We start from the raw sequence: 26,831 nt of genomic DNA on the forward strand, positions 1-26,831 counted from the left end.
ATAAGGGGACAGGTCCGAGTGAGCGATACGATCCTTGAAACGGAAGGCCTGACGAAGGAGTTCCGCGGCTTTCTCGCGGTGCAGGGCGTCAACCTCCGGGTCCGGCGCGGCACGATCCACGGGCTGATCGGCCCGAATGGCGCGGGCAAGACCACCTGCTTCAACCTGCTCACCAAATTCCTGATCCCGACACGCGGCAAGATCACCTATGACGGGCGCGACATCACCAACATGAAGCCGGCCGAAGTGGCCCGGCTAGGACTTGTCCGGTCGTTTCAGATTTCCGCCGTCTTTCCGAACCTGACCGTGCTGGAGAATGTCCGCCTTGCGCTGCAACGCGCGCGCGGCAACAGCTTCGATTTCTGGCGCTCCGATTCCATTCTCAAGCAATTTGACGGCCGCGGGCGGGAATTGCTCGAGGATGTGGGCCTCACCGAATATGCCGAGGTCCAGGCGGGATCGCTGCCTTACGGCCGCAAGCGCGCGCTGGAAATCGCCACCACCCTCGCCCTGGAACCTACCATGATGCTGCTGGACGAGCCCACGGCCGGCATGACGCATGAGGATGTGGACCGCATCGTGGCACTGGTGAAGCGCGTTTCCAAGGGCCGCACCGTGCTGCTGGTGGAACACAATCTCAAGGTCGTCGAAGGGCTTTGCGACACCATCACCGTCCTCGCCCGGGGCGAGGTTCTGGCCGAGGGAGACTACATGGCCGTCAGCCGAAATCCCGATGTGCAGGCCGCCTATCTCGGCACCGATCCCGCCTCGGTTGGCGTGCCGGAGAGCGCCATCCATGGCTGAGCCGCTGCTGAAGGTTGAGGGCCTGGAGGCCTGGTACGGCGAGAGCCATGTGCTGCACGGCGTGGGCCTTGAAATCCGCGAGGGCGAGGTGATCACCCTGCTCGGCCGCAATGGCGCGGGCAAGACGTCCACCCTGCGGGCCATCATGGGCCTGGTGGGCCGCCGCGCCGGCTCCATCCGCTTCGAGGGGCAGGAGACGATCGGCCTGCGCTCGGACCTCATCGCCCGTGCCGGCATCGCCTATTGCCCGGAGGAGCGCGGCATCTTCGCCTCGCTCGATGTCACGGAAAACCTCATGCTGCCGCCGATCATCCGGCCGGGCGGGCTCTCCATCGAGGAAATCCACACGCTGTTTCCCAATCTGAAAGAGCGCGCGCGCAGCCCCGGCACCAAGCTTTCGGGCGGCGAGCAGCAGATGCTGGCCATCGGGCGCATCCTGCGCACCGGCGCCAGGCTGTTGCTGCTGGATGAGCCGAGCGAGGGCCTGGCCCCCGTGATCGTCCAGCAGATCGGCCGCACCATCCGGGAGCTCAAGACGCGCGGCTTTACCGTGCTGCTGGTCGAGCAGAATTTCCGCTTCGCGCAGACCGTGGCGGACCGGCACTACGTCATGGAGCATGGCCGCGTGGTGGATATGGTGCCCAATTCGGAGCTCATGTCCTCGCTCGACCGGCTGCATGAATACCTGGGCGTTTGACGTGTCGGGACCACGGGATCGGATGGCCAGGGTATCGAAAGAAAGGTGTGAGATCATGACCGAGAGCACTCGCCGCAGCTTGATGGGCGCGGCGGCCGCAGCGCCGCTTCTGGCCATGCCGCTTTCCGCCCGGGCGCAGGCCGCCAACACCATCCGGGTTGGCGTGCTGACCGATCTCTCCGGCACCTTCCGCGACCTGAACGGGCCGAACACCGTGGCCGCCACGCGGCTTGCCGCGCAGGAATTCGCCGGCCGCGGCTTCAATGTGGAAGTGGTGGTCGCCGACCACCAGAACCGCCCCGATGTCGGTGTGAACATCGCCCGCCAATGGTTCGACCGCGAGAATGTGGATGTGGTGACCAGCCTCGCTGCCTCCTCCGTGGCGCTGGCCGTGGCCGATGTCGCCCGCGAACGCAACAAGGTGGCCATCGCGACCTCGACCGCGACCTCGGACCTGACCGGTCGCGCCTGCAATCCCAATACCATCCACTGGGTCTATGACACCTACATGCTGGCCAAGACCAGCGGTGGCGCCACGGTGCGCGCAGGCGGCGATACCTGGTTCTTCATGACCGCTGACTACGCCTTCGGCCATGCGCTGGAGCGCGATACCTCGGCCTTCGTGCGCGCTGCCGGCGGCCGCGTGGTCGGCAGCGTGCGCACGCCGTTTCCGGGCACGACGGATTTCAGCTCCTTCCTGCTCCAGGCCCAGGCCAGCCGCGCCAAGGTCATCGGCCTGGCCAATGCCGGGGTGGATACCATCAACTCCATCAAGCAGGCGGCCGAATTCGGCATCACCCGGCGCGGCGTAAAGATCGCCTCGCTGCTGCTCTTCATCACCGATGTCCATGCATTGGGGCTGGAAGTGGCGCAGGGCCTGGTCTGCGCGAACACCTTTTACTGGGACGCGAATGACCAGACCCGCGGATTGACGCGGCGCATCCGCGCCATCGCCGGCGGCGACACGCCGGTGGCGATGAGCCATGCGGGCGACTATGCCGGCACGCTGCACTATCTCAAGACGGTCGCCGATATGGGCGTGGCCGCGGCCAAGGCGAGCGGCCGCGCGACGGTCGAACGCATGAAGGCGATGCCGACGCAGGATGACGCCTTTGGCGCAGGCAGCATCCGCGCCGATGGACGCAAGCTGCATCCGGCCTTCCTCTATGAGGTGAAGTCGCCGGCCGAAAGCCGCCACCAGCATGACTACTATAAGCTCTTGCAGACCTCGACGGCGGAGGAGGCTTTCCGCCCCCTCGCCGAGGGCGGCTGCAGCCTGATCCGCCCCTGATCCCCCCACCGCCTCACTTCACTGAGCAGGACCGCAAAACATGACCGAAACCAGCCGCCGCAGTCTGATCGGCGCCGCCGCCACCGCCCCCGTCTGGGGCGCGCTTCCCTTCCGCTCGGCGCGTGCCCAGGCGGCCAATACCATCAAGATCGGCGTGTTGAACGACCAGTCGGGCACCTACCGGGACCTCTCCGGCCCGGGCTCGACCCAGGCGGTGCGCCTTGCCATCCAGGAAAGCGGCATCACCCAGCGCGGCATCAATGTCGAGGTCGTGCAGGCGGACCACCAGAACCGCCCCGATGTGGGCAGCACCGTGGTGCGCCAATGGATTGACCGCGACGGCGTGGACCTGGTCATGGACGTGCCGACGAGTTCGGTCGCACTCGCCGTCAACACGATCGTGCGCGAGAAGAACAAGATCTTCATCAGCTCGGGCGCCGCAAGCTCGGATCTGACGGGCAGCGCCTGCTCGCCCAATACCATCCATTGGACCTATGACACCTGGATGCTGGCGCGCAGCACCGGCGGCGCCATGGTGCGCGCGGGCGGCCAGACCTGGTTCTTCATCACGGCGGATTACGCCTTCGGCCATGCGCTGGAGCGCGATACCGGAGAATTCGTCCGCACGGCCGGCGGCCGGGTGCTGGGCCAGGTGCGCACGCCCTTCCCGGGGACGACCGACTTCTCCTCCTTCCTGCTCCAGGCGCAATCATCCCGCGCGCAGGTGGTCGGGCTAGCCAATGCGGGCGGTGACACCATCAACACCATCAAGCAGGCGGCGGAATTCGGCCTGACGCGCGGCGGCCGCGTAAAGCTGGCCGGATTGCTCGTCTTCATCACGGATGTGCATTCGCTCGGCCTGCAGACGGCGCAGGGGCTGGTGCTGACCGAGACCTTCTACTGGGATCTGAACGACAAGACGCGCGCCTTCACGACACGGATGGGCGCCATGCCGGGCAACATCAAGCCCTCCATGGTGCAGGCCGGCTGCTATTCCGGCGCGCTGCATTACCTGAAGGCCGTGGGCGAGATGGGGATCGCCGCCGCCAAGGCCGGCGGGGTCGAGGTGGTGAACCGCATGAAGGCCATGCCGACCGATGATGACGCCTTCGGCCCGGGCAGCATCCGCCCCGATGGCCGCAAGCTGCATCCCTCCTATCTGTTCGAGGTGAAGGCGCCGGCCGAAAGCCGCGCGCCGTGGGATTACTACAAGCTGCTGGGCACGACCTCCGCCGAGGACAGCTTCCGCCCCGTGACCGCCGGGGGCTGCGCATTGATCCGCAGCTGATTTGCATGACAACCACGGGGCGAGGCGGCAAAGACCGCCCGCCCCCCAGAGGGAGTTTCCAAGAATGTCCAATGTGAATCGCCGCAGCCTGATCGGTGGCGCCGCCGCCACCGCCGCCTTCGGCGCCCTGCCCAGCTGGCAGGCGCGCGCCCAGGCCGCGAACACCGTCAAGATCGGCGTGCTGAACGACCAGTCCGGCCTGTATCGCGATGTGAACGGCCCGGGCTCCGTCTCCTGCGTGCGCCAGGCCATCCAGGATTCCGGCGTCACCGCGCGCGGCATCAATGTCGAGGTCGTGGTGGGTGACCACCAGAACCGCCCCGATGTCGGCGCCACCATCACCCGGCAATGGTTCGACCGGGACAATGTGGACCTGCTGCTGGATGTGCCGACCTCCTCGGTGGCGTTGGCGGTGAACCAGATCGCGCGTGAGAAGAACAAGATCCACATCAACTCCTCGGGCGCCACCTCGGATCTGACGGGCGCGCAATGCACGCCGAACACGATCCATTGGACCTATGACACCTACATGCTCGCCAAGAGCACGGGCGGCGCCATGGTGCGCGCGGGCGGGGATACCTGGTTCTTCCTGACCGCCGACTACGCCTTCGGCCATGCGCTGGAGCGCGATACCTCCAACTTCGTGCGCGCTGCCGGTGGCCGCGTGCTGGGTGCGGTGCGCACGCCCTTCCCGGGCACGGATTTCTCGGGCTTCCTGGTGCAGGCGCAGGCTAGCCGGGCCAAGGTCATCGGCCTTGCCAATGCAGGTGGCGATACCATCAACTCCATCAAGCAGGCGGCCGAATTCGGCATCATGCGGCGCGGCACCAAACTCGCCGCATTGCTGATGTTCATCAGCGACGTGCATTCGCTGGGCCTCGAAACCGCCCAGGGCCTGGTTTGCACCGAGACCTTCTACTGGGATCTGAATGACCGCACCCGCGCCTTCACCCGGCGCGTCCTGCCCTCCATGCCGCAGCAATTGCGGCCGGGCATGGCGCAGGCCGGCTGCTACTCGGCCGTCATGCATTACCTGAAGACGGTGGCCGAGATGGGCGTGCCGGCAGCCCGCGCGAGCGGCGTGGAGACGGTGAACCGCATGAAGGCGCAGCCGACGGATGATGATGCGATGGGCCAGGGCATGATCCGCCCGGATGGCCGCCGCATCCAGCCCTCCTATCTGCTGGAGGTGAAATCCCCGCGCGAGAGCACCGGCCCCTGGGACTACTACAAGCTGCTCGGCACCACCCCGGCCGATGAGGCGTTCCGCCCTCTCGCCGAGGGCAATTGCGCCTTCCTCCGCACCTGATCTTCAACCGGGGGCAGGTGGGCGCCAGACCTGCCGCCCCCACCAAGGGAGCAAAGTCCAATGACCGAAATCAACCGCCGCAGCCTGATCGCAGGCACCGCTGCCCTCGGCGCCCTGCCGAGCTGGAAGGCGCGCGCCCAGGCCGCCAACACCATCCGCATCGGCGTGCTGAACGATCAGTCCGGCCCCTATCGCGATTTGTCGGGCCCCTATGGCGTGCAATGCACGCTGCAGGCGGTGCAGGAATTCGGCAATCGCGGCTTCAACGTCGAAGTCGTGAATGCCGACCACCAGAACCGCCCCGATGTGGGCGTGAATATCGCCCGGCAATGGTATGACCAGGGCGTGGACATGATCATTGACGTGCCGACCTCCTCGGTCGGTCTCGCGGTCAACGGTGTCGCGCGCGAGAAGAACAAGGCCTACGTCAACACAGGCTCCGCCACCTCCGATCTCACGGGCGCGCAGTGCAGCCCGAACACCGTGCATTGGATGTACGACACCTACATGCTGGCCAAGTCCACCGGGGCCGCCATGGTGCGTGCCGGCGGCGACAGCTGGTTCTTCATCACGGCCGACTACGCCTTCGGCCATGCGCTGGAGCGCGATACCGGCAATTTCGTCCGCAGCGCGGGCGGCCGAGTGGTGGGCAGCGTGCGCTATCCCTTCCCCGCGACGACCGACTTCTCCTCCTTCCTGCTCCAGGCGCAGTCGGCCCGGCCGAAGGTCATCGGCTTCGCCAATGCCGGGGCAGACCTGATCAACAGCATCAAGCAGGCGGCGGAGTTCGGCGTGACGCGGCGCGGCATCAAGCTCGCCGCGCTGCTGATGTTCCTGCCCGATGTGCATTCCATCGGCCTGGCAACGGCCCAGGGCCTGGTGCTGACCGAGAGCTTCTACTGGGATCTGAATGACCGCACCCGCGCCCTGACCCAGCGCCTGCAACCCCGCCTCAGGGACCAGGTGCCGAACATGGCTTCGGTCGCCAATTACTCGGGTGCGCTGCATTACCTGAAGGCGGTGGCCGATATGGGCGTGCCGGCGGCCAAGGCCTCGGGCGTGGATGTCATCAACCGCATGAAGGCGATGCCCTGCGATGATGACGCATTCGGCCCGGGCACCATCCGCGCCGATGGGCGCAAGCTCTGCCCCTCCTATCTGTTCGAGGTCAAGGCGCCCGCCGAAAGCCGCGGCCGATGGGATTACTACAAGCTGATCGGCACCACGCCGGCGGAAGAAGCCTTCCGCCCGCTGGCCGATGGCAACTGCGCCTTCCTCCGCACCTGAGGAAAGCGCAGACTTCCCTCCATGCGGCCGGCCAGTTCGCCGGCCGCCGACGCATTGACGACGCAGCCAGGAAACGGACCACGCATGGAAGAGATTTTCGGCATTCCCACGCCGCTGCTGTTCGGGCAGTTGCTGCTGGGCCTCATCAACGGGGCCTTTTATGCGCTGCTCTCGCTCGGGCTTGCCGTGATCTTCGGCATGCTGAATGTGATCAACTTCACCCATGGCGCGCAGTTCATGATGGGCGCCTTCGTCGCCTGGATGCTGCTGAACTATCTGGGCATCGGCTATTGGGGGGCGCTGATCCTGGCGCCGCTGATCGTGGGGATCACGGGGGTCATCCTCGAACGCACCATGATCGCCCGATTGTACAAGCTCGATCACCTCTATGGCCTGTTATTGACCTTCGGCGTCGGCCTCATCATCGAGGGGCTGTTCCGCAATGAATTCGGCTCCTCCGGCCTGCCCTACCGCATCCCGCCGGAACTGACCGGCGCCTGGGATCTGGGCTTCATGTTCATGCCGATCTATCGCGGCTGGGTCGTCGTCGTGGCGGTGGTGATGTGCCTGGCCACCTGGCTGGTCATCGAGAAGACCAAGATCGGCTCCTACCTGCGGGCCGCGACCGAGAATCCGGCGCTGGTGCAGGCCTTCGGCATCAATGTGCCGCGAATGATGACGCTGACCTATGGCGCGGGTGTGGCACTCGCCGCCTTCGCGGGGGTGCTGGCGGCCCCCATCTATTCGGTGAACCCGCAGATGGGCAGCAACCTGATCATCATCGTCTTCGCCGTCGTCGTCATCGGCGGCATGGGCTCCATCCTCGGCTCGGTCATCACCGGCTTCGGGCTGGGCGTCGTCGAGGGGCTGACCAAAGTGTTTTATCCGGAGGCGTCATCCACTGTGATCTTCGTCGTCATGGCGATCGTGTTGCTGGCGCGCCCCGCCGGCCTGTTCGGGAGGAGCTGAGACATGGCGGCTCCCGGCGGTTTCAGCGGCACGGATTTCAAGCAGGAGGAAGGCGTCTTCCTCGGCTTCTCCAAGGCCCAGCTCCTGGCCTTCCTCGCGATGGTCGCGTTCATCGCGATCAGCCCCTTCTTCCTCTATCCCGTCTTCCTGATGAAGCTCCTGTGCTTCGCGCTGTTCGCCTGCGCCTTCAACCTGCTGATCGGCTATGTCGGCCTGCTGAGCTTCGGGCATGCGGCGTATTTCGGCATGGGCGGCTACCTGGCCGGCCATGCGGCGAAGGTCTGGGGTCTCTCGCCCGAGCTTTCGATCCTCATCGGCGGCGCGGTGGGGGCCATGCTCGGCCTGGTCATCGGCTGGATCGCCATCCGGCGGCAGGGCATCTACTTCGCCATGATCACGCTGGCCTTCGCCCAGATGGTCTATTTCTTCTGCGTCCAGGCGCCCTTCACAGGCGGTGAGGACGGCATCCAGTCCATCCCGCGCGGCAAGTTCCTGGGCATCGTGGACCTCAGCCCGGATCTGAGCATGTACTGGATGACGGCGGGGATCTTCCTAATCGGCTTCCTGCTGATTCACCGGATCGTGCATTCGCCCTTCGGCATGGTGCTGAAATCCATCCGCGAGAATGAGCCCCGCGCCACCTCGCTCGGCTACCGGACGGATGACTACAAGCTGATGGCCTTCATCCTCTCAGCCGGCCTGGCGGGCGTGGCGGGCGGGCTGAAATCCATCGTCTTTGGCATCGCAACGCTGACGGATGTCTTCTGGACGATGTCGGGTGAGGTGGTGCTGATGTCGCTGGTGGGGGGGCTCGGCACCATCTTCGGGCCGGTGGTGGGGGCCGCGGTCATCATCACCATGCAGAACTACCTGGCCGAATTCGGCGCCTGGGTGACCGTGATCCAGGGCGTCATCTTCGTACTCTGCGTGCTGGCCTTCCGCCGCGGCGTGGTGGGTGAGATCGGCAACTGGTTGCGCGTTCGCCTCTGATCCTGACCTGAACCAGGCCGCCACCTCCCTGCTTTGGGGGCGGCCTGCCTGACCCCGGAGCCACTCCCCTGTCAGGGACGTGGCGGCCGGGGTTTTTTCATGGCTGGAGGCTGGACAGCCGGCACCGGGCCGCCGCGCACCGCGCCAGACGCTTCGCCCGTCTGAAAACGCATGATTTCATTCAGAAAAGCTCTTTTTTCATATTTTATTGAACCAAGACTTGTCACAGGCGAGTCATTCGTCTAAAAAATCATTGCCGAGACGTCTTATGAGGCGTTTCCGACTCCCCCCAAAGAGCCTCCCGGCAGAAGGATGGCCAAAAGACAGCCGCGTGAGGACTCCCAATGACCAAGATGCTCGCCGATCTGCGCCAGAGGCTCATCCATCGGGATGAAATGACGTCGCTTGAATATGGATTGGTCGCAGCCTTCGTCGCCATGGCGATGATCGCGGCCATCCCTGGCCTTGCAGCAGCCATTTCCGCGGCCGCCGAGAATCTTTCCGCACGCTTCGCCTGAACCGTCCTTTCGCAGCGCCTTCCCCCCCGAGGAGCATGCCCATGTCCAGTTATGTCGTCACCGGCGGCGCCGGTTTCATCGGAAGCCATCTGACCGAGGCCCTGTTGCGCGCCGGCCATGGCGTCCGCGTCGTGGATGATCTCTCCACCGGGCGGCGTGACGCGCTGGACCCCGCCGTGGAGTTCATCGATGGCGACGTCACGGACCTGGCCGTCATGCGAAAGGCCGTTGCGGGTGCCGCGGGCATTTTCCACCTGGCCGCCATCACCTCGGACACGCGCTGCCGCGACGACTGGTCGGTGGCGCACCGGGTCAACCAGGGCGGAACGGTCGCGGTGTTTGACGCCGCGCGCGAAGCGGGTGGCTTGCCCGTCTGCTACGCATCCTCCGCGGCGGTATATGGAGACCAGGGCAGCCGGGCCATCCAGGAAGGTGCGAAGCTCCGCCCACGCGGCAGCCTGGGCGCCGACAAGCTGGGCTCCGAGCATCATGGCGCGGTGGCCTTCGCCCAGCATGGCGTGCCGAATCTGGGCCTGCGCATGTTCCATATCTATGGCCCCCGCCGCGGCAACGCCCTGGGCCACCGCGATGTGGTCTCCATCTTCGCCGAGCGCATCCTGGCCGGCCAGGTGATCACCCTGCACGGGGATGGCCAGCAATGCCGGGATTTCGTGCATGTCGCGGATGTCGTGCGGCATTTCTTCGCGGGCATGCAGATGCTGCAGATGCACCCCCAGACGATGGTCCTGAACCTGTGCACCGGCCGCGGCACGACCATCCGTGGCCTGGCCGACGCGCTGGGCATCGCCGGGGCGCGCATTCCCCTGGTGCAGTTCGGCCCCGCCCGTCCTGGCGATCTGCGTGCCCTGCTCGGCGATCCGAATGAGGCGATCCATGTGCTGGGCGTCGAGGCCGGGATCGAGCTGGAAAGCGGCCTGAGAAGCCTGTTCCCCGCACCGCCGCCCTCGGCGCTGGAATGGGCCCGCCGCGCGCCGATGCCACGCATGGAGGCCGAGGCGGCCACGCGAACCCAATCACCCCGGCGTGCCGGAGCCGGCCTCGCGGTTCATTCCGCGTAAGCGGCCTCGGTCATGATGGCGGCGAGCAGTTCGTAGGCGGCGGTCCAGGCGGCCTCGACATCCGGCGTGAAGCCGGCGCCCAGGCCCTGGCCAAGCGTCCAGAGCAAGGCGGCACCGACGCTCGCATATTGGCGCCTGGTCACGCCGTAGGCGACATGCCGGCGCGCCATGTCCTGCGCCACCGGAATGACGGACTCCGGGTTGCTCAGGCCGCTCACGACCAGCGCCAGCGCCGCCATCAGCTTATGGCCCTGCAGGCCCATATCGCTCTTTTCAAAGAGCGGCGCGGTGGAAGGGTCAATCTCCCAAAGCCTGGCATAAAACAGTTTCGCCGCGGTTTCCCTGATGGCCTCGACCTGCTGAAAACTCTGCTGCACGAGGATGATCTGGTCCGGCGTCATGCAATATTCCTTCAGAGTGCGTCGCAGCATAGGCGAATAGCTTCTGTCCCGGCAAACCAAACTGGGCGGGTCAAACCAGACAAGGCCCATCAGACGGGCACCTCCCCCGCTTCCTTCAGCGTGGCCAGGACGAAGCTGCTGCGGGTTTCCTTGACGCCGGGCATGCGAAGCAGGCCACGCGTGGCGAAATCCCCGAAGGCCTCCATGTCCGGCGCCAGGACATGCAGCAGATAGTCCATCTCGCCGCTCATCGTGTAGGCGGCGATGACTTCGGGCCGGGCAGCCAGGGCGGTGTGAAAGCGCTCGGCCACCTCCTCGGAATGGCTTTCCAGCGCCACCTGCACGAAGGCCTGCAGCGGCAGGCCCACCCGCACGGCACTGACGCGCGCGGCATAGCCGGCGATGACGCCCGCCTCCTCCAGGCGCTTGATGCGGCGCTGGCAGGGTGTCGCGGAAAGCCCGACCGCTTCCGCCAGGGCGGTGATCGGCATGCGGCCATCACGCTGCAACGCGCGCAGGATGCGCCGGTCTGCCGCATCGAGGGTGATCTTGCTGGATTCCGCCATAAAACTGGCTCCCGTGGGTGAAATCACTAAACCCATACCCCAACGCGCGGCGCATCAGGTGAGTTTCCCTCGCCAGCCTCAGCTAAAACCTGATGGCCAACCAAGGACACCATCATGGACATCCCGCCCGACCGCACCGACATCGCCGGCCGCATCTGCGAGGCCAACCCGATGGGCACGGATGGTTTCGAATTCGTGGAATTCACCGGCCCCGATACGGCGCATCTGCGTGATGTCTTCGCGCGCCTGGGCTTCACCATGGTGGCGCGGCATCGCAGCAAGGATGTCACGCTCTGGCGCCAGGGCGATGTGAACTTCATCCTGAATGCCGAGCCCGCGAGCTTTGCGCAGTCCTTCGGCCGCGTGCACGGGCCTTCCGCCTGCGCCATGGCCTTCCGCGTGGCCGATGTGGCCGCCGCCTTCGAGCGCGCCATCAGCCTCGGTGCCCGCCCCTTCCACGGCCGCGTCGGCCCGATGGAGCTGAACATCCCGGCCATCGAGGGCATCGGCGGCTCGCTGATCTATTTCGTGGATCGCTATGGCACGAGGGGCTCGATCTACGACGTGGATTTCCGCTGGGTCGCCCCGGAGGGACGCCATGGCACCAACGGCGTGGACCCGCACCCCAAGGGCCATGACCTGACGGTGATTGACCACCTGACGCACAACGTCCATCGCGGCCGGATGGACGCCTGGGCCGGCTTCTATGAGCGGCTCTTCAACTTCCGCGAAATTCGCTATTTCGACATCGAGGGCAAGCTGACCGGGCTGAAATCCAAGGCCATGACCAGCCCTTGCGGCCAGATCCGCATCCCGATCAACGAAAGCAGCGACGACAGGTCGCAGATCGAGGAATATCTGCGCGCCTATGGCGGCGAGGGCATCCAGCATATCGCGATGGGCACCACCGACATCTACGCGAGCGTGGAGGGCCTGCGGCGCGAGGGCGTCGCATTCCTGGACACGCCCGATACCTATTACGAACTCCTGCCGCAGCGCCTGCCCGGCACGGAGGAGGATTTCGCCCGCATGCAGCGCAACCGGATCCTCATGGATGGCTCCCCCTCCGGCGGGCGGCTGCTGCAGATCTTCACCAACACCGTGATCGGGCCGATCTTCTTCGAGCTCATCCAGCGCAAGGGCGACCAGGGCTTCGGCGAGGGCAATTTCCGCGCCTTGTTCGAGAGCATCGAGCTGGACCAGGTGCGGCGGGGCGTTCTCAAGCCAGCCGCGGAATAGGCGCGGCGCGGCGTCGAGCCCCACACAGGCTCACCCGGGACGACAGCACGGCGCGGCACCGCTGCCCTGCCTGATGTTGCCATGGGGGCGAAGTGCCCAAGCAGAGGGCACGGCCGGTCCGGCACAGGTGCGGGCTCGGAGTTTCCCCCTCTTGCGTTCGCGGGCGACTGGTTTCATTTCGCCCTCATGACCTGGTCCCTCCTCGCCCACGACCCGCAGAGCGGCGAGTTGGGTGTCATTGTTGCCACGCGCTTCTTCGCGGTGGGTGCCCTGTGTCCGCGTGTCGAGGCCGGGGTGGCCGCGCTCGCCACGCAGGCATTGATCAACCCGCTCTATGCGCCGCGCGGCATGGCCCTGCTGCGCGACGGCGCCGGGCCGGACGAGGCCCTGGCGGCGCTGCTCGACGCGGATGCGGGGCGGGAGGCGCGGCAATGCCACATCCTGGCCGCCGATGGCCGCATCGCCCAGCACACCGGCAGCGATTGCGTGCCCTGGTGCGGCGCAGTGAGTGCCCCGAATGTGTCGGTGGCCGGCAACATGCTGGCCGGCCCGCGCGTGGTCGAGGACACGCTGGCCGCCTTCCTCGCCGCCGAGCACCTGCCGCTCGACCTGCGGATGATCCAGGCCATGGAAGCGGGCGAGGCCGCGGGCGGCGATTCCCGCGGCAAGCAATCGGCCGCCCTGGTGGTGGCGTCCAGCAATCCCTATCCCGATCTTGACCTGCGCGTGGATGACCATGCCGACCCGCTGGCCGAACTCCGCCGCCTGCATGGCGTGGCGCAGGAGCGTTTCGTGCATTTCCGCCGCTTCCTGCCCGGTGCCGATCATCCGGGCGTCTTTGACCGGGGCGTGATTGCGGCAGCGCTGAAGGCGGCGGGGGTCGCATGAACGCGCTGGACGTCGAAGGGCTCTGCATTGATTTCCACACCGAGCGCGGTGTGCTGCGCGCGGTGGACCGGCTCTCCTTTTCCGTGGCACCGGGCCGGACGCTCGCCATTGTCGGCGAAAGCGGCTGCGGCAAATCCGCGACGGCGCTGGCCATTCTGGGCCTGCTCGCCGAAAACGCCGAGGTGTCGGGGATGATCCGCCTGGCCGGGCAGCCGCTCTCGCCCGCAGCACAACGCGCTGCGCGTGGCCGCGAATTGGCGATGATCTTCCAGGAGCCGATGACCAGCCTGAACCCCGCCTTCACCGCGGGCGAGCAGGTGGCCGAAGCGCTGCGCCTACATGAGGGGCTGAGCCCGCGCGCGGCGATGGACCGCGCCATCGCCATGCTGGAGCGCGTGCGCATCCCGGATGCCGCGCGCCGCGCCAGGCAATACCCGCACCAGCTTTCGGGCGGCATGCGGCAGCGCGTGATGATCGCCATCGCGCTCGCCTGCAAGCCGAAGCTGCTGATCGCCGATGAACCGACCACGGCACTGGACGTCACGGTGCAGGCGCAGATCCTGGCCCTGCTGGATGAATTGAAGCGCGAGACCGGCACCGCCGTCGTGCTCATCACCCATGACCTCGGCGTGGTGCGCGACCATGCGGATGATGTGGTGGTCATGTATGCCGGCCGCCTCGCGGAACAGGCGCCGACGGCGCAGCTCTTCGCGCAGGCCGAGCATCCCTACACCATCGGCCTGCTGGGCGCGGCGCCGCGGCTGGATTCCCGCCGCGCGCGCCTCGCTTCCATCGAAGGCACGGTGCCTGATCTGCGCAACCCGCCCCCTGGCTGCCGCTTCGCACCGCGCTGCCCCTTCGTCATCGCCGCATGCAACACGGCGCCCCCCCTGGCCGAGACGGCGCCCGGCCACCTCGCGGCCTGCCATCGCGCGCCGCTCGATGCGGTGATTGCGGCATGACTCCGTCCGATCGCGTGAGCGCCAGCGAGGGCGTCAATCGGCCGGGCGCAGCGACCGATCGCGTGAGCGCCAGTGGGGGCGTCAATCGGCCGGGCGCAGCGACCGATCGCGTGAGCGCCAGTGGGGGCGTTAGCCGGCCGGGCGCAACGCCCCTGCTCCAGGCCTCGGGGCTGGTGAAGCACTTCCCCTTCCGCGACAGCCTGGGCCGGGCGCGGGGCGCGGTGCGCGCGGTGGATGGCGTTTCGCTCAGCGTGCCGCAGGGGCGGGTTCTCGCCATTGTGGGCGAAAGCGGCTGCGGCAAATCCACCCTCGGCCGGCTGCTGCTGCGGCTGATCGAGCCCGATGCCGGCACCCTGCGGTTCGAGGGCGAGGATGTCCTGGCGCTCTCCCCCGCCGCATTGCGCGCGAAGCGGCGCGAGATGCAGCTGATCTTCCAGGACCCTTTCGCCAGCCTCGATCCCCGCATGACGGTCGAGGCCGCGATCACCGAGCCGCTGATTCTGCACAAGCTGCATCGCGGCCGGGAGCGGGCCCGCGTGGCGGAATTGCTGGAGCGCGTCGGCCTGCGCCCCGAACTCGCGCGCCGCTGGCCGCATGAATTCAGCGGCGGGCAGCGCCAGCGCATTGCCATCGCCCGGGCCCTGGCGTCCGAACCGCGCATGATCATCGGTGATGAGCCGGTCAGCGCGCTCGATGTCTCGGTGCAGGCGCAGGTGGTCAATCTGCTGGGTGACCTGATCCGTGACCTTGGGCTGACCTTCATCCTGATCAGCCACGATCTCGGCGTCGTGCGGCAGATCGCCGATGAGGTGGCCGTGATGTATCTCGGCCAGATCGTCGAGCAGGCGCCGGCCGAAGAGCTGTTCCACAGCCCTCGTCATCCCTATACCCGCGCCCTGCTGGCCGCGGTTCCGGGTCAGGGGGGCGCGTTGAAGCTGCTGGAGGGCGATATCCCCTCGCCCGTTTCGCCGCCTTCCGGCTGCCGGTTTCACACACGCTGCCCGCATGTGCAGGAGATCTGCCGCACGCAGGTGCCGCTTCTTGCCGCGCCATCGGCCGAGGCCGAAGCCCGCGCCGGTGAACTGGCCGGCCGGCACACCCACCTGGCCGCCTGCCATTTGCAGGACAGCCTGCCCGCCGCCGCCCCCATCCGCGAGGCCGCCGCCGATGCGCGCCTCGCCCGTCTGCAAGCCTATTTCACGGAGCCCACCGCATGATCCGCCGTCATATCCTGCCCACCGCCATGCGGCTCGGACTTGCCGCCTGCGCCGCGCTGGGCCTTTCCGCCGCTGCCGCGCAGGCCCAGGGGCCAGCCCAGAACCTCCGCATCGGCCTGCGCGAAGACCCCGACATCCTCGACCCCACGCTGGCGCGCACCTTCGTCGGCCGCATCGTCTTCGCGAGCCTGTGCGACAAGCTGTTCGACATCAACGACAAGCTGGAAATCGTCCCGCAGCTCGCCACCGGCTATAGCTGGGAGGACCCGCGCACGCTGCTCATCACGCTGCGCGAGGGCGTGCGCTTCCATGACGGCGATGTGATGGACGCAGAGGCCGTACGCTACAGCCTGAACCGTCACCTGACGATGCAGGGGAGCTTCCGCCGCAGCGAGATCAACACCATCGAAGCCATGGAGGTGGTCAACCCGCTGCAGATCCGCATCCGGCTGACCGCGCCTTCAGCACCCTTCCTGAGCCAGCTCACCGACCGTGCCGGCATGGTGGTCAGCCCGCGCGCCGCTGAAGCCGCGGGCCGCAATTTCGGCAATCGCCCGGTCTGCGCCGGCCCCTTCCGTTTCGTCGAGCGGGTGGCCCAGGACCGCATCGTGGTGGAGCGCTTCCCGGAATACTGGAATGCCGGCGCCATCCATGTGAACCGCATCACCTACCTGCCCATCCCGGACAGCACGGTGCGTCTCGCCAACCTGCAATCCGGCGCGCTGGAGATGGTGCAGACCATTGACCCCGATGACGTGCCCGCCGTGCGCCGCAACTCCCGCCTGCGCATCTCGATCAGCGATGAGCTGGGCTATCAGGGCATCACCATCAACACCGGCAATGGCGCGCGCGCGCAGACGCCGATGGGCCAGAACCCGCGCGTGCGCGAGGCGTTCGAGCTGGCGATTGACCGCGATGCCGTGAATCGCGTGGTCTATGAGGGGATGTTCGCGCCGACCGCGCAGCCCGTGCCCCCCGCCAACCCCATGCATGTCCGGGATTTCCGCCCCGAGCCGCGCAATCTGGAGCGCGCCCGCGCGCTGCTGCGCGAAGCCGGGATCACGACGCCGCTGCGCGTGGAAATGACCGTGCCGAACAACCCCGATCTGCGCCAGGCGGGCGAGGTGATCCAGGCCATGGTGCGCGAGGCCGGCTTCGAGCTGCGCCTGAACGCGACGGAATTCGCCACCTCGCTGCAAGCCGCCACGCGCGGCGAGTTCGAGCTGTATCTGGTGGCCTGGTCAGGCCGGGTGGATATTGATGGCAATCTCTGGGCCTTCACCCATTCGCGCGGCGCGCAGAATGACGGGCGCTACGCCAATCCCGAAGTGGACCGGCTGCTGGATGCGGGACGCACGGAGGCCAATGCCGATGCCCGGCGCGCGCTCTATGCCCAGGCCTATCAGATCGCCTTCCGGCAGGACCGCCATCGCATCTATCTCTGGCACCGCAAGAACATCGTGGCGCATACGGCGCGGCTTTCGGGCTTCGTCAATGTGGCGGATGGGCTGATTCGGCCGCAGGGCATTCGGCTGCAATAGACATGCGCGCGATTTCCGCCCCGACGATCTTCATGGCCGGGCCGATTCACGCGGCCGTCGAAAGCCGACAGCCGCGATCGGACCTGGATCTCGCCGGGCCGATTCACGCGGCCGTCGAAAGCCGACAGCCGCGATCGGACCTTTAGCATGTGGCTCTGGCTCCTCCGCCGGCTTGGGCAGGTCATCCCGACGCTGCTCATCCTCTCCATCCTGGTCTTCGGCCTGCAGCAACTGATGCCCGGCGATCCCGCGCTGATCCTGGCTGGCGAGGAGCGCGGCGATGCGCAGGTGCTGGCGCAGATCCGCGCCGAATTGCGGCTCGACCGGCCGCTGCATGAGCAATATCTGCACTGGCTCTGGCGCGTGCTGCATGGGGATTTCGGTTTCTCCTGGCGCATTCGCATGCCGGTGGGCGAGCTCATCCTCACCAAATTGCCGGTCACCTTCCAACTGGCGGCGATGAGCTTCGTCATCGGCGTCGCCATCGGCGTCCCCTGCGGCGTGCTGAGTGCGGTCTGGCGCGACAAGCCGGCCGACTGGGCCATCAACGGCATCGCGCTGTTCGGCATTTCCATGCCGAATTTCTGGCTCGGCATCATGATGATCCTGCTGTTTTCCGTGCAGCTCGGCTGGCTGCCGCCGAGTGGCTATGTGCCGCTCTGGGAAGATCCCTGGCTGAGCCTGGAGACGACCATCATGCCGGCCTTCGTGCTCGGCACCGGCGTCGCTTCCGTGCTGATGCGGCACACCCGCGCCGCCATGCTCGGCGCACTCAGCCAAGATTACGTGCGGACGGCACGGGCCAAGGGCCTCTCGGAGACTTTCGTCGTCGGCAAGCATGCGCTGCGCAATGCGCTGATCCCGGTGGTGACACTCGGCACCATCGAATTCGGGCGGCTGCTGGCGGGTGCAGTGCTGACCGAGCAGATCTTCAGCATCCCCGGCTTCGGCAAGCTCGTCGTGGATGCGGTGTTCAACCGGGATTACCCGGTGGTGCAGGGCGTGGTGATGGCAACGGCGCTGATCTTCGTCACCCTCAGTCTGATCGCGGACATGCTCTACATGGCCATCAATCCAAGGCTGCGCACAGCATGAGCAGCCCCCTCCTGAGCAACGCCGGACAGATCGCCATCGAGACGGGCGAGAGCCCGGGCCGCCGCGCGCTGCGCCGCTTCGCGCAGCACAAGCTGGCCATGTTCGGCCTCGTCATCGTTGTCATCTTCGTGGCCGCGGCGGCCCTCGCCCCCTGGATCGCGCCCTTCGACCCGCTGGAGACCAGCTGGTCCCGCCTGCGGCAGCCACCCTCCTGGACGCACCCCTTCGGCACCGATGAAAACGGCCGCGATGTGTTGAGCCGCGTGCTGCATGGCGCGCGCGCCAGCATGATGGCGGGCGTCATTGCCGTCGGTGGTGCCGTGCTGATCGGCGTGCCCATCGGGCTGCTGGCCGGCCTCGGCGGCAAATGGATGGACATGGTGATCAGCCGCGTGGCCGATGCCATGCTCTCCATCCCCTTCCTGATCCTGGCCATCGCGCTCGCCGCCTTCCTCGGCCCCGCGCTGGAGAATGCGATGCTGGCCATCGCCATCTCGGCCTCGCCCATCTTCGTGCGGCTGGCGCGCGGCATGGCGCTGGATGCGCGCAACACGGATTGGGTGGAGGCGGCGCGCGCCATGGGCAACCCGCCCTGGCGCATCGGCCTCGTGCATGTGCTGCCCAATATCCTGCCGCCCCTGCTGGTGCAGGCCACGCTGGCGATTGCCGAAGCGATCATCGCCGAAGCCTCGCTGAGCTTCCTCGGGCTTGGCCAGCAGCCGCCCAATCCCTCCTGGGGGTCCATGCTGAATTCGGCGCAGCGCTTCATCGAGTCGGCACCCTGGCTCGCGGTGTTCCCGGGACTTGCGATTTTCCTGGTGGTGCTCGCTTTCAACCTGGTGGGCGACGGGCTGCGCGACGCTCTCGATCCGCGGAGCCAGAAGCGTTAGGCTTTTCCCAAAATCCAGGGAGGAACCTCATGACCAGCCGCCGCAACACCCTCACCGCCGGCCTCGCCGCCGCCGCCGGCCTGCCAGGCGGCGTCACCCTGGCCCAAACGCCGGCGACGCCCGCGCCGGCGGCACCTGCCGCGCCCACTCTGCCGTATCGCCCGCACTCCATCCGCACGCCGGATGGGCTGACGCTGGCGGCCTATGAATATGGCAACCCCAATGGCCCCGCGATTCTCTTCATCCACGGCTATGCCCAGTCCGCCCTCTGCTGGGACCGCCAGACGCGGGACCCGGGCCTGGCGCGGGATTTCCGCATGGTGGCGCTGGACCTGCGCGGCCATGGGATGAGCGACAAGCCTGTCGGCAATGAGCATTATCGCACGAACAAGCTCTGGGCCGATGACGTGAAGGCCACCATCGACCAGTTGCAGCTGGCCCGCCCCACGCTGGTCGGCTGGTCCTATGGCGGGCGCGTCATGGGCGACTACCTGATGGAGTATGGCACCGGCGCGATCGGGGCGATGGACTGGGTGTCCGCCACCTCCTCCACGGCGGACACTTCCCGCTTTGGTCGGGCCGCGCGGCATCTGGGCGCCATGGGCAGCCCGGACCCGGGGGCCGCCATCGCCTCCACCATCGCCTTCCTGCGCGATTGCTTCGAGGTGCAGCCCAGCGCCAATGACTTCGAGGTGATGCTCTCCTTCAACATGATGGTGCCGCGCCATGTGCGGCTGGGGCTCGGCGGGCGGCCGATCACCTTCGAAGAGCGCCTGCGCAGCGTGGATGTGCCGGTGCTGGTCACGCATGGCGTGCTGGACAAGGTTTCCGATATCAGCATGGGCCGGCACACGGCGGCGATCATTCCCGGTGCCAGGCTCAGCGAATACAATTTCATCGGCCATGCGCCCTTCTGGGAAGACGCGCCGCGCTTCAACCGGGAATTGGCGGAACTGGCACGCTCAGCCCGGCGCTGATCCCCGCCGCCGGATCATCTGGGCGCGCATTGCGCCTGGATGATGCGGCAGGTGAGGGCACCTCGCTCCCGCAGGGTGCAGGCCTCGCGGGCCTGGCGCTCCGCATCGGCGGGGTTGCTGGCAACGGCGTAGGTGATGGCCCGCACGCGATAGGTCTTGGGGTCGCTGGTCATGAAGAAGGCGCCGGGCGCACGCCGGACGCCCTCGGCGACCGCGGCACAGGGCAAGGCGAAATCCTGCGCCAATGTGCAATTCGCGCCCGCGTTGCGGCAGGCGCCCTCCGCCACGCGATGGGCCGTGAGGCGGTCGCGCTGCCCCACCACCATTCCGAAGCCCATATTCGGCGGCGTCGCGAGATAGACCGCGCCATGGATGGGCGGCGCTTCGGGCGGATCGGCGCGCTGAGCCAGGGGGGCCGCCTGAAGTGACGCGCGCGCGCGCGTCGGCAGCGATGCAGCGGGTTGGGGCGGCGCTGCCCGCGTGACGAAAGCGGGAACGGCCGGGACCGGGCCGGGCGATGGCACCGCGGGGAAACGGGCGACAGGCAAGGGCGAGGCCTGGCTGGGGGCTGCGGCGGCACCGGCCGGCCTGGTTTGCCCAGGCGCCTCGCGGGTCAGTGGTTGCCCCGCGAGGCATTGGCTGATGCATTCCTGGCGGCTGGGCGGGGCCGGGTTCTGATCCGCCCGGCAGGCGATCCGGCAGGCCTGGGCGGATTGCTGCGCCAGCGCCATACCCGGCAAGGCAGCGCCCAGCATGAGGACCCATGCCCCCAGGCTCAGCCGGCCTCGCATCAATCGAGTGCTGTCGCGGGGCCTTTGGGACGCGCCACGGCGTTCCAGGCATTGCGGATCACCGCCGAGACGGCGTCCGGTCCGGGCACGCCCTTCAAGACGTGCAACTCCTCGGAGCGGCCTTCCATGCTCTTGATCACGACATCACCGATGCCGACCATGCGGTGATACAGGCTTTGCTTCACCACCACGTCGCGGATGCGGAAGATCTCGATATCGTCGCTGGTCTTGGTCCAGAAACCTTGCTGGATGATGATGCGCTGATCCGTGATGGTGATGCGCTGCCGCCCCAGGAACGGCAGCCCCAGCAGCAGGAAGGCCACAGCGCCCCAGACCACGCCATAGCTGCGCTTCGACTCATAGGTCAGCAGCAGGGGGGGGCTTTCCGGCGGCGTGGTGTTCATTTCACAAGCATGATGTGGACCCGGCCCGCGCGCAACCGGGAGTTGGATGTTAGGATGCGGGAATCATGCGCTGGCCCGCCATCCTTTTCCTCGCCCTGAGCTGGCTGCCTCCGGCGCAGGGGCAAAATCTCCCCCGCAATGCAGGCCCGGATCGCCCGGAAATCCGGGGGGCCGGCCGGGCCACGGAGGCGCGGCCCCTGCGGGCTCCGCGCGTCAGCGCCGCCGCGCTGGCCTCGGCGCGCGCCTATCTCTGCCCGCATGGTGGCACGCCGCAGGGGCGGGGGCGTTGCACGCGCGGTCCGGGAATTGGCGCGGTGGGCACTGGCTGGCTCGGCGATGACCCCGCAGTGCGGGATTGGGACCAGGGCCTGCCGCCGCCGACGCGCGCCCAATTGCCCTGCCCGCCCGGCACCACGGCAACCCAGGCGCGCGACCAGCCCGGCGTTACCCGCTGCGTGGCAGGCTGAGCCAGTCGCTGAGGGCGCCCCGGACGGCGCCGGGCGCCTCCATCGTCGGCAAATGGCCGCAGCCCTGGAAGCTGATCCGCTGTGCCGCAGGAACCAGCGCGGCCATCTCGTCATGCAGGGCGGGCGGCGTCAGCGCATCCTCCGCCCCGCAGGCGATAAGAGTGGGCACGCCAATGCCCGGCAGCTCGGCGCGGGAATCCGGGCGGGTCATGATGGCGCGCTGTTGCCGGAGAAATCCCTCGACGCCGACGCGCTCGGCCATGGCCATCACCTCATCGGCCAGCGGCCCGCCCAGCCGCGAAGGATGCAGCAACAAGGGCAGCAGGCGGGGCGTCACTCCCTTGAACGCGCCCCGGCCAGAAAGCGCAATGAGGTCCAACCGGCGCTGGGTCTGCTCGGGCGTATCGGCGCGGGCGGAGGTATCGAGCAGCGCCAGGTGCGAAATCCGCGGCCCTGCCTGGCGCCAGATTTCAAGCGCCACATAGCCGCCCATGGACAGGCCTGCGACTGCGAAGCGCCCCTCGCCCGCCACAAGTTCCAGCGCCTGCCGGGCCATGGCGGCAATGCTGTCCTGCCGGGTCAGGTCTGCAATGCGGGGCTCCGCACCCGGTGGCAGGCAATCGCGCCAGAGACGCGCATCGCAGAGCAGGCCGGGCAGCAGCAGCAGGGGAATGGACATGAGAGCGGAATAAATCGCGGGCTATGGCAGCGCAATCCGCCGGTTTCAGGTTGCAACGGCTTCGCTTCGGGCGCATATGCCGCTCATCGAAGAAGAGGGCGGCAAGACCGCCCGAGCGGCCGTGCGCCTTTCCGCGCCGGCCCCCATGGCCAGGATGCCCCATTTTGAACGAGACCACCCCGAACGCCACACCGGCGACTGACACGCCCGGCCCCGATATGGCCGCGCCCATGCCGGACATCGCCGCAACCATGTCCACCGCGGCCGAGCCAGTGGAAGCCGACACGGCGGTCGAGGCGCTGAGCGCCGATGCCGCCGTGATCGAAGCCAGTACAGCCGAAAGCGCCATGGACGAGGCCGCGGCGCCGATCGCAGCCAGCGCCCCGGAACATGCCGAGTCCGAACCTGCCACGGAAGACGCGGCGCAGGACGAAGAAGACGCCGAGCCCGAGGCCCCGCGCACCACCTTCGCCGATCTCGGCCTGTCCGATGAGTTGCTGCGCGCCGTGACCGAGAGCGGCTACATCCATCCCACCCCGATCCAGGAGCAGGCGATCCCCATCGTGCTGATGGGCCGGGACGTGATGGGCTGCGCGCAGACCGGCACCGGCAAGACCGCCAGCTTCACCCTGCCGATGATGGACATCCTCTCGGGCAGCCGGGCCAAGGCGCGCATGCCGCGCAGCCTGATCCTGGAGCCGACGCGGGAATTGGCGCTCCAGGTCGCCGAGCAATTCGTGAAGTATGGCAAGTATCTCAACCTGAACCACGCGCTGCTGATCGGCGGCGAAAGCATGAATGACCAGCGCGATGTGCTGGAGAAGGGCGTGGACGTCCTCATCGCGACGCCAGGCCGCCTGCTTGATCTGTTCGACCGTGGCCGCATCCTGATGGCCGATTGCAAGCTGCTGGTGATTGATGAAGCCGACCGCATGCTGGACATGGGCTTCATCCCCGATGTCGAGCGGATCGTCGGCATGCTGCCGCCGCTGCGGCAGACGCTGTTCTTCTCCGCCACCATGGCGCCGGAAATCCGCCGCCTGGCCGATGCCTTCCTGCGCAACCCGAAGGAGATCACCGTCAGCCGGCCGGCCTCGGTCGCGACGACGATCACCACTGGCGTCCTCTATGTGCAGGAACGCGACAAGCGTGAGGCGCTGCGCCGCCTGATCCGCCGTGAGCAGGTGCAGAACGCGCTGATCTTCTGCAACCGCAAGATCGAGGTGGACGTCCTCTACAAGTCGCTCAAGCGGCACGGCTTCTCGGTCGGCGCGCTGCATGGCGACATGGACCAGTCCGCCCGCTTCGCGACGTTGAACGCCTTCAAGGCCAATGAAATCCGCCTGCTGGTCTGCTCCGATGTGGCAGCGCGCGGCCTGGATATTGGCGGCCTGTCGCACGTCTTCAATTTCGACGTGCCCTTCCACTCCGAGGATTACGTCCACCGCATCGGCCGCACCGGCCGCGCCGGGCGCGAGGGCCATGCCTACACCATCGCGACGGCCGATGACGGCAAGCTGGTCCAGGCCATCGAAAAGCTGACCGGCGGCGTCATCCCGCGCATGGAAGTCGAAGGCCTCGACCTGGTGACCGAGGCCGAAATCGCCGAGGCGGCCACGCGCCGCCGCGGTCGTGGTGGCGCACGCCCCGGCGGCAAGCCGGAGCCCGCCCGCGCCGGTCGTGGTGGGCGTGATCGCGGGGAGACCCGTGGCCGCGGCCCGCGCGAGGATCGCCCCCGCACTGACAGCGCCGAAGCAGCGCCGAGCGTGGCAGAACCGCGCGAGGCCGCCCCGCGCGAAGACCGCCCCCGCCGCGATGATCGGCCCCGAGGCCGTGACCGTGGCGAGGCCGCCCCGCCACGAGAGGCCCGCCCGCCGCGTGACGAAGCCCGGCGCGACGAAGCCCGGCGCGACGAGGCCCCGCGTCCGCGCCGTGACGAAGCACCGCGCCCGCGTGACCGCGAGGATGCCCCCCGCGCGCGTGACCGCGACGATTCTCCCCGCGCGCGTGACCGCGACGACTCGCCTCGCGCGCGTGACCGCGACGACATGGGCCCCTCCGTGCGTGGCTTCGGCGACAGCATCCCCGCCTTCATGCTGATCCCCATCCCCCGCCCCAAGCGGCCCGTCGCTGAAGCGCCAGTCGCCGAGGCAATCGTCGCGGACAGCCCGGCCGAATTCGTCGGCGAACCCGTTCAGGATGCCGACGCGGCGGCCTGAAGCCGTCGGTTCTTGCAATTGGGCGCGATTTTTCCTTAGCCTTCCATTCTCGTTCAGCAACGAAATGGAGGAGGCCGAGGGATGCGTCTGCCGGTGCTTTGGGGCCTGATGGCCCTGCTTTGCGTGCCCGCCTGGGCGCAAGGACCAAACGCCCAGCTGGAGCGCGGCCGCTACCTGGTCGAGGTTGTCGGCCATTGCGGCAATTGCCACGCAAGCCGGGCGCCGGATGGCCAGCCCATCGCCGGGCGGGGTCTCGCCGGCGGGTGGGTGATGCAGGAGGGCCCGATGCGGGCCGTCGTGCCCAACATTACGCCCGACCGGGAAACCGGCATCGGCAACTGGACCCAAGCCCAGATCATCGCGGCCATCCGTGAGGGCCGGCGGCCCGATGGCACCCCAATCGGCTGGCCGATGCCGATTGATTTCTACGCCGGCATTTCCGACGCTGATGTGGCCGCCATGGCCGCCTATCTGCGCAGCGTGCCGCCCGTGCGCAACGCCGTGGCCGGGCGCTCCAGCTATCCCTTCCCCGTGCCGGCGCATCCCGCCGTCGCCTCGGTGCCGCCGCCGGCCGACAATCCCGTCGCGCGCGGCGCCTACCTCGCCGGCCCCATCGCCCATTGCCTGGATTGCCATTCGGGCCGCGGGCCGGACATGCGCATCATCCCGGGGCGGGAGGGTGCGCAGGGCCTCTCCTTCACGGGCCCCTGGGGCACGGTGGTGGCACGGAACCTGACCCCGAGTACCAGCACGGGCATCGGCAACTGGAGTCTCGCGCAATTCACCCGGGCGCTGCGCGAGGAGATCGGCGGCGATGGCCGGCCCCTGATGCCACCCATGGGGCGCGGACGGGTCTGGGCCGCGATGACGGATCGGGACATCGCCGATCTCTTCGCCTATTTCCGCAGCTTGCCGCCGCTGGACTGATGCCTTGCGCGGGCCATGGTCCTGCCCAACTCAGGCGTGTTAAAGGCTTCGCGCGCCCCAAGTCGCCGGAAGGAAGAAATTCATGAACGTCGTCTCCCCCGCCATCAAGTCGAAGCCCGCGCCCTTTCAGTGGGACGACGCCTTCCTGCTGGACGAGCAACTCACCGAAGATGAGCGCATGATCCGCGATGCGGCCCGCGCCTTCTGCCAGGACAAGCTGATGCCCGGCGTGCTGATGGCCAACCGGCATGAGACCTTCGATCGCTCCATCATGAATGCCTTTGGCGAGCAGGGTTTCCTGGGCGCCACGCTGGAAGGCTATGGCTGCGCCGGCGTTTCCTATGTCGCCTACGGGCTGATGGCGCGGGAGGTGGAGCGCGTGGATAGCGGCTACCGCTCTGCCTTCTCCGTGCAGTCCAGCCTGGTGATGTTCCCGATCCACGCCTATGGCTCCGAGGCGCAAAAACAAAAGTTCCTGCCGAAGCTGCGCATGGGCGAGTGGGTCGGCTGCTTCGGCCTGACCGAGCCGGATGCGGGTTCGGACCCCTCCTCGATGCGCACGCGCGCGAAGAAGGTGGATGGCGGCTGGCTGGTCTCCGGCTCCAAGACCTGGATCACCAATTCCCCCATCGCCGATGTCTGCCTGGTCTGGGCGAAGGATGATGAGGGCACGCTCGGAGGGTTCCTCCTGGAGCGCGGGATGAAAGGGCTGACCACGCCGAAAATTGAAGGAAAATTCTCGCTCCGCCCCTCCATCACCGGCATGATCATGATGGATGAGGTCTTCGTCCCCGATGAGAACCGCCTGCCCGGCGTGCGCTCGCTGGCCGGGCCCTTCTCCTGCCTCAACCGCGCGCGCTACGGCATCGCCTGGGGCGTGCTGGGTGCGGCGGAATTCTGCATGCATGCGGCGCGTGACTACACGCTGAACCGCAAGATGTTCGGCAAGCCGCTGGCCCAGACGCAGCTCATCCAGAAGAAGCTGGCGGATATGGAGACCGAGATCACCCTCGGCTTGCAGGCAGCACTTCGCGTCGGCCGCCTGTTTGACGAAGGCAAGGCCGCGCCCGAGATGATCAGCCTGATCAAGCGCAACAATTGCGGCAAGTCGCTCGACATCGCGCGGATGAGCCGCGACATGCATGGCGGCAACGGGATCGTGGACGAGTATCACGTCATCCGCCACGTCATGAATCTCGAGACGGTGAACACCTATGAGGGCACGCATGATGTGCATGCGCTGATCCTCGGCCGCGCCATCACCGGGCTGAACGCCTTCGGGTAGCGCACCGTAAGCCCGCTTGCCTGCTGCTGGGCGCCCGGCTGAGGCGCTCAG

The 26,831-nt window shown here is 67.5% G+C and carries 27 protein-coding genes; 22 read left to right on the plus strand and 5 right to left on the minus strand.

The features are described 5' to 3' along the window. The first annotated feature begins 18 nt into the window (after positions 1–18). The 10 genes from LHU95_RS21405 to LHU95_RS21450 all read left to right on the plus strand — a co-directional run bounded on the left by LHU95_RS21405 (position 19) and on the right by LHU95_RS21450 (position 10,232). Positions 19–804: an ABC transporter ATP-binding protein gene (locus LHU95_RS21405; protein ID WP_248708980.1), complete on the plus strand. Its 786-nt coding sequence runs from the start codon at positions 19–21 to the stop codon at positions 802–804. Beyond that, positions 797–1,501 (plus strand): ABC transporter ATP-binding protein, encoded by a 705-nt coding sequence (locus tag LHU95_RS21410; RefSeq protein WP_248708981.1) that lies wholly within the window; start codon positions 797–799, stop codon positions 1,499–1,501. The genes LHU95_RS21405 and LHU95_RS21410 overlap by 8 nt, the downstream gene beginning before the upstream one ends. A gap of 55 nt (positions 1,502–1,556) precedes the next feature. Further along, positions 1,557–2,792, plus strand: coding sequence for an ABC transporter substrate-binding protein (locus LHU95_RS21415; protein WP_248708982.1), 1,236 nt, complete (start codon positions 1,557–1,559; stop codon positions 2,790–2,792). Positions 2,793–2,832: 40 nt separating this feature from the next. Continuing rightward, positions 2,833–4,080, plus strand: coding sequence for an ABC transporter substrate-binding protein (locus LHU95_RS21420; protein ID WP_248708983.1), 1,248 nt, complete (start codon positions 2,833–2,835; stop codon positions 4,078–4,080). A 64-nt stretch (positions 4,081–4,144) separates the two neighbouring features. Continuing rightward, positions 4,145–5,389 (plus strand): ABC transporter substrate-binding protein, encoded by a 1,245-nt coding sequence (locus LHU95_RS21425; RefSeq protein WP_248708984.1) that lies wholly within the window; start codon positions 4,145–4,147, stop codon positions 5,387–5,389. A gap of 60 nt (positions 5,390–5,449) precedes the next feature. Next, on the plus strand, positions 5,450–6,676 hold the full coding sequence (locus tag LHU95_RS21430; RefSeq protein ID WP_248708985.1) for an ABC transporter substrate-binding protein: 1,227 nt from the start codon (positions 5,450–5,452) through the stop codon (positions 6,674–6,676). Positions 6,677–6,760: 84 nt separating this feature from the next. Continuing rightward, positions 6,761–7,645: a branched-chain amino acid ABC transporter permease gene (locus LHU95_RS21435; protein WP_248708986.1), complete on the plus strand. Its 885-nt coding sequence runs from the start codon at positions 6,761–6,763 to the stop codon at positions 7,643–7,645. A 3-nt stretch (positions 7,646–7,648) separates the two neighbouring features. After that, complete coding sequence (locus LHU95_RS21440) at positions 7,649–8,635, plus strand: branched-chain amino acid ABC transporter permease (RefSeq protein WP_248708987.1); 987 nt, start codon at positions 7,649–7,651, stop codon at positions 8,633–8,635. A 353-nt stretch (positions 8,636–8,988) separates the two neighbouring features. Further along, positions 8,989–9,153, plus strand: coding sequence for a Flp family type IVb pilin (locus LHU95_RS21445; RefSeq protein WP_248708988.1), 165 nt, complete (start codon positions 8,989–8,991; stop codon positions 9,151–9,153). A gap of 41 nt (positions 9,154–9,194) precedes the next feature. Beyond that, the gene (locus tag LHU95_RS21450) at positions 9,195–10,232 is read left to right on the plus strand and encodes an NAD-dependent epimerase/dehydratase family protein (RefSeq protein WP_248708989.1); all 1,038 of its coding nucleotides are present in this window, start codon (positions 9,195–9,197) and stop codon (positions 10,230–10,232) included. Here LHU95_RS21450 and LHU95_RS21455 read toward each other — a convergent pair. Both LHU95_RS21455 and LHU95_RS21460 read right to left on the minus strand, forming a co-directional pair. Continuing rightward, positions 10,220–10,633, minus strand: coding sequence for a globin family protein (locus LHU95_RS21455; RefSeq protein WP_248708990.1), 414 nt, complete (start codon positions 10,631–10,633; stop codon positions 10,220–10,222). The two genes, LHU95_RS21450 and LHU95_RS21455, sit on opposite strands and share 13 nt — an antisense overlap. Before the next feature lie 89 nt (positions 10,634–10,722). Then, positions 10,723–11,199, minus strand: a complete 477-nt coding sequence (locus tag LHU95_RS21460; protein ID WP_248708991.1) for an Lrp/AsnC family transcriptional regulator — start codon at positions 11,197–11,199, stop codon at positions 10,723–10,725. A 114-nt stretch (positions 11,200–11,313) separates the two neighbouring features. Here LHU95_RS21460 and hppD point away from each other — a divergent pair, with 114 nt between their 5' ends. From hppD to LHU95_RS21500, 8 genes are all read left to right on the plus strand, one after another. Next, positions 11,314–12,438 carry a 4-hydroxyphenylpyruvate dioxygenase gene (gene hppD / locus LHU95_RS21465; protein ID WP_248708992.1) on the plus strand — a complete coding sequence of 375 codons (1,125 nt, stop codon included), beginning with the start codon at positions 11,314–11,316 and terminating at the stop codon, positions 12,436–12,438. A gap of 186 nt (positions 12,439–12,624) precedes the next feature. After that, the gene (locus tag LHU95_RS21470; RefSeq protein ID WP_248708993.1) at positions 12,625–13,326 is read left to right on the plus strand and encodes a DUF1028 domain-containing protein; all 702 of its coding nucleotides are present in this window, start codon (positions 12,625–12,627) and stop codon (positions 13,324–13,326) included. Further along, positions 13,323–14,288: an ABC transporter ATP-binding protein gene (locus tag LHU95_RS21475; protein WP_248708994.1), complete on the plus strand. Its 966-nt coding sequence runs from the start codon at positions 13,323–13,325 to the stop codon at positions 14,286–14,288. The genes LHU95_RS21470 and LHU95_RS21475 overlap by 4 nt, the downstream gene beginning before the upstream one ends. Further along, complete coding sequence (locus tag LHU95_RS21480) at positions 14,285–15,505, plus strand: oligopeptide/dipeptide ABC transporter ATP-binding protein (protein ID WP_248708995.1); 1,221 nt, start codon at positions 14,285–14,287, stop codon at positions 15,503–15,505. Before LHU95_RS21475 ends, LHU95_RS21480 begins: the two co-directional genes overlap by 4 nt. Next, positions 15,502–17,046, plus strand: a complete 1,545-nt coding sequence (locus LHU95_RS21485; protein WP_248708996.1) for an ABC transporter substrate-binding protein — start codon at positions 15,502–15,504, stop codon at positions 17,044–17,046. Before LHU95_RS21480 ends, LHU95_RS21485 begins: the two co-directional genes overlap by 4 nt. Before the next feature lie 147 nt (positions 17,047–17,193). Continuing rightward, positions 17,194–18,141, plus strand: a complete 948-nt coding sequence (locus LHU95_RS21490; RefSeq protein ID WP_248708997.1) for an ABC transporter permease — start codon at positions 17,194–17,196, stop codon at positions 18,139–18,141. Further along, positions 18,138–19,031 carry an ABC transporter permease gene (locus tag LHU95_RS21495; RefSeq protein WP_248708998.1) on the plus strand — a complete coding sequence of 298 codons (894 nt, stop codon included), beginning with the start codon at positions 18,138–18,140 and terminating at the stop codon, positions 19,029–19,031. Before LHU95_RS21490 ends, LHU95_RS21495 begins: the two co-directional genes overlap by 4 nt. A gap of 29 nt (positions 19,032–19,060) precedes the next feature. Beyond that, positions 19,061–20,008, plus strand: a complete 948-nt coding sequence (locus LHU95_RS21500) for an alpha/beta hydrolase (protein ID WP_248708999.1) — start codon at positions 19,061–19,063, stop codon at positions 20,006–20,008. A 14-nt stretch (positions 20,009–20,022) separates the two neighbouring features. Here the strand turns inward: LHU95_RS21500 and LHU95_RS21505 are convergent, their stop codons facing one another. Next, on the minus strand, positions 20,023–20,763 hold the full coding sequence (locus tag LHU95_RS21505) for a DUF4189 domain-containing protein (RefSeq protein WP_248709000.1): 741 nt from the start codon (positions 20,761–20,763) through the stop codon (positions 20,023–20,025). Positions 20,764–20,798: 35 nt separating this feature from the next. Further along, positions 20,799–21,203: a PH domain-containing protein gene (locus LHU95_RS21510; RefSeq protein WP_248709001.1), complete on the minus strand. Its 405-nt coding sequence runs from the start codon at positions 21,201–21,203 to the stop codon at positions 20,799–20,801. 65 nt (positions 21,204–21,268) lie between these two features. Between LHU95_RS21510 and LHU95_RS21515 the strand changes: the two genes are divergently transcribed. Continuing rightward, positions 21,269–21,670: a hypothetical protein gene (locus LHU95_RS21515; protein WP_248709002.1), complete on the plus strand. Its 402-nt coding sequence runs from the start codon at positions 21,269–21,271 to the stop codon at positions 21,668–21,670. Here the strand turns inward: LHU95_RS21515 and LHU95_RS21520 are convergent. Next, positions 21,648–22,349, minus strand: coding sequence for an alpha/beta fold hydrolase (locus LHU95_RS21520; protein ID WP_248709003.1), 702 nt, complete (start codon positions 22,347–22,349; stop codon positions 21,648–21,650). The genes LHU95_RS21515 and LHU95_RS21520 overlap by 23 nt on opposite strands. A gap of 347 nt (positions 22,350–22,696) precedes the next feature. Between LHU95_RS21520 and LHU95_RS21525 the strand changes: the two genes are divergently transcribed. From LHU95_RS21525 to LHU95_RS21535, 3 genes are all read left to right on the plus strand, one after another. Next, on the plus strand, positions 22,697–24,568 hold the full coding sequence (locus LHU95_RS21525) for a DEAD/DEAH box helicase (RefSeq protein ID WP_248711598.1): 1,872 nt from the start codon (positions 22,697–22,699) through the stop codon (positions 24,566–24,568). An 81-nt stretch (positions 24,569–24,649) separates the two neighbouring features. Beyond that, the gene (locus tag LHU95_RS21530; RefSeq protein WP_248709004.1) at positions 24,650–25,495 is read left to right on the plus strand and encodes a c-type cytochrome; all 846 of its coding nucleotides are present in this window, start codon (positions 24,650–24,652) and stop codon (positions 25,493–25,495) included. 82 nt (positions 25,496–25,577) lie between these two features. Continuing rightward, on the plus strand, positions 25,578–26,780 hold the full coding sequence (locus LHU95_RS21535) for an acyl-CoA dehydrogenase (protein ID WP_248709005.1): 1,203 nt from the start codon (positions 25,578–25,580) through the stop codon (positions 26,778–26,780). Positions 26,781–26,831 lie beyond the last annotated feature (51 nt).

Origin of the sequence: Sediminicoccus sp. KRV36 (assembly GCF_023243115.1) — a bacterium.
In the GTDB taxonomy this organism is placed as follows: Bacteria; Pseudomonadota; Alphaproteobacteria; order Acetobacterales; family Acetobacteraceae; genus Roseococcus.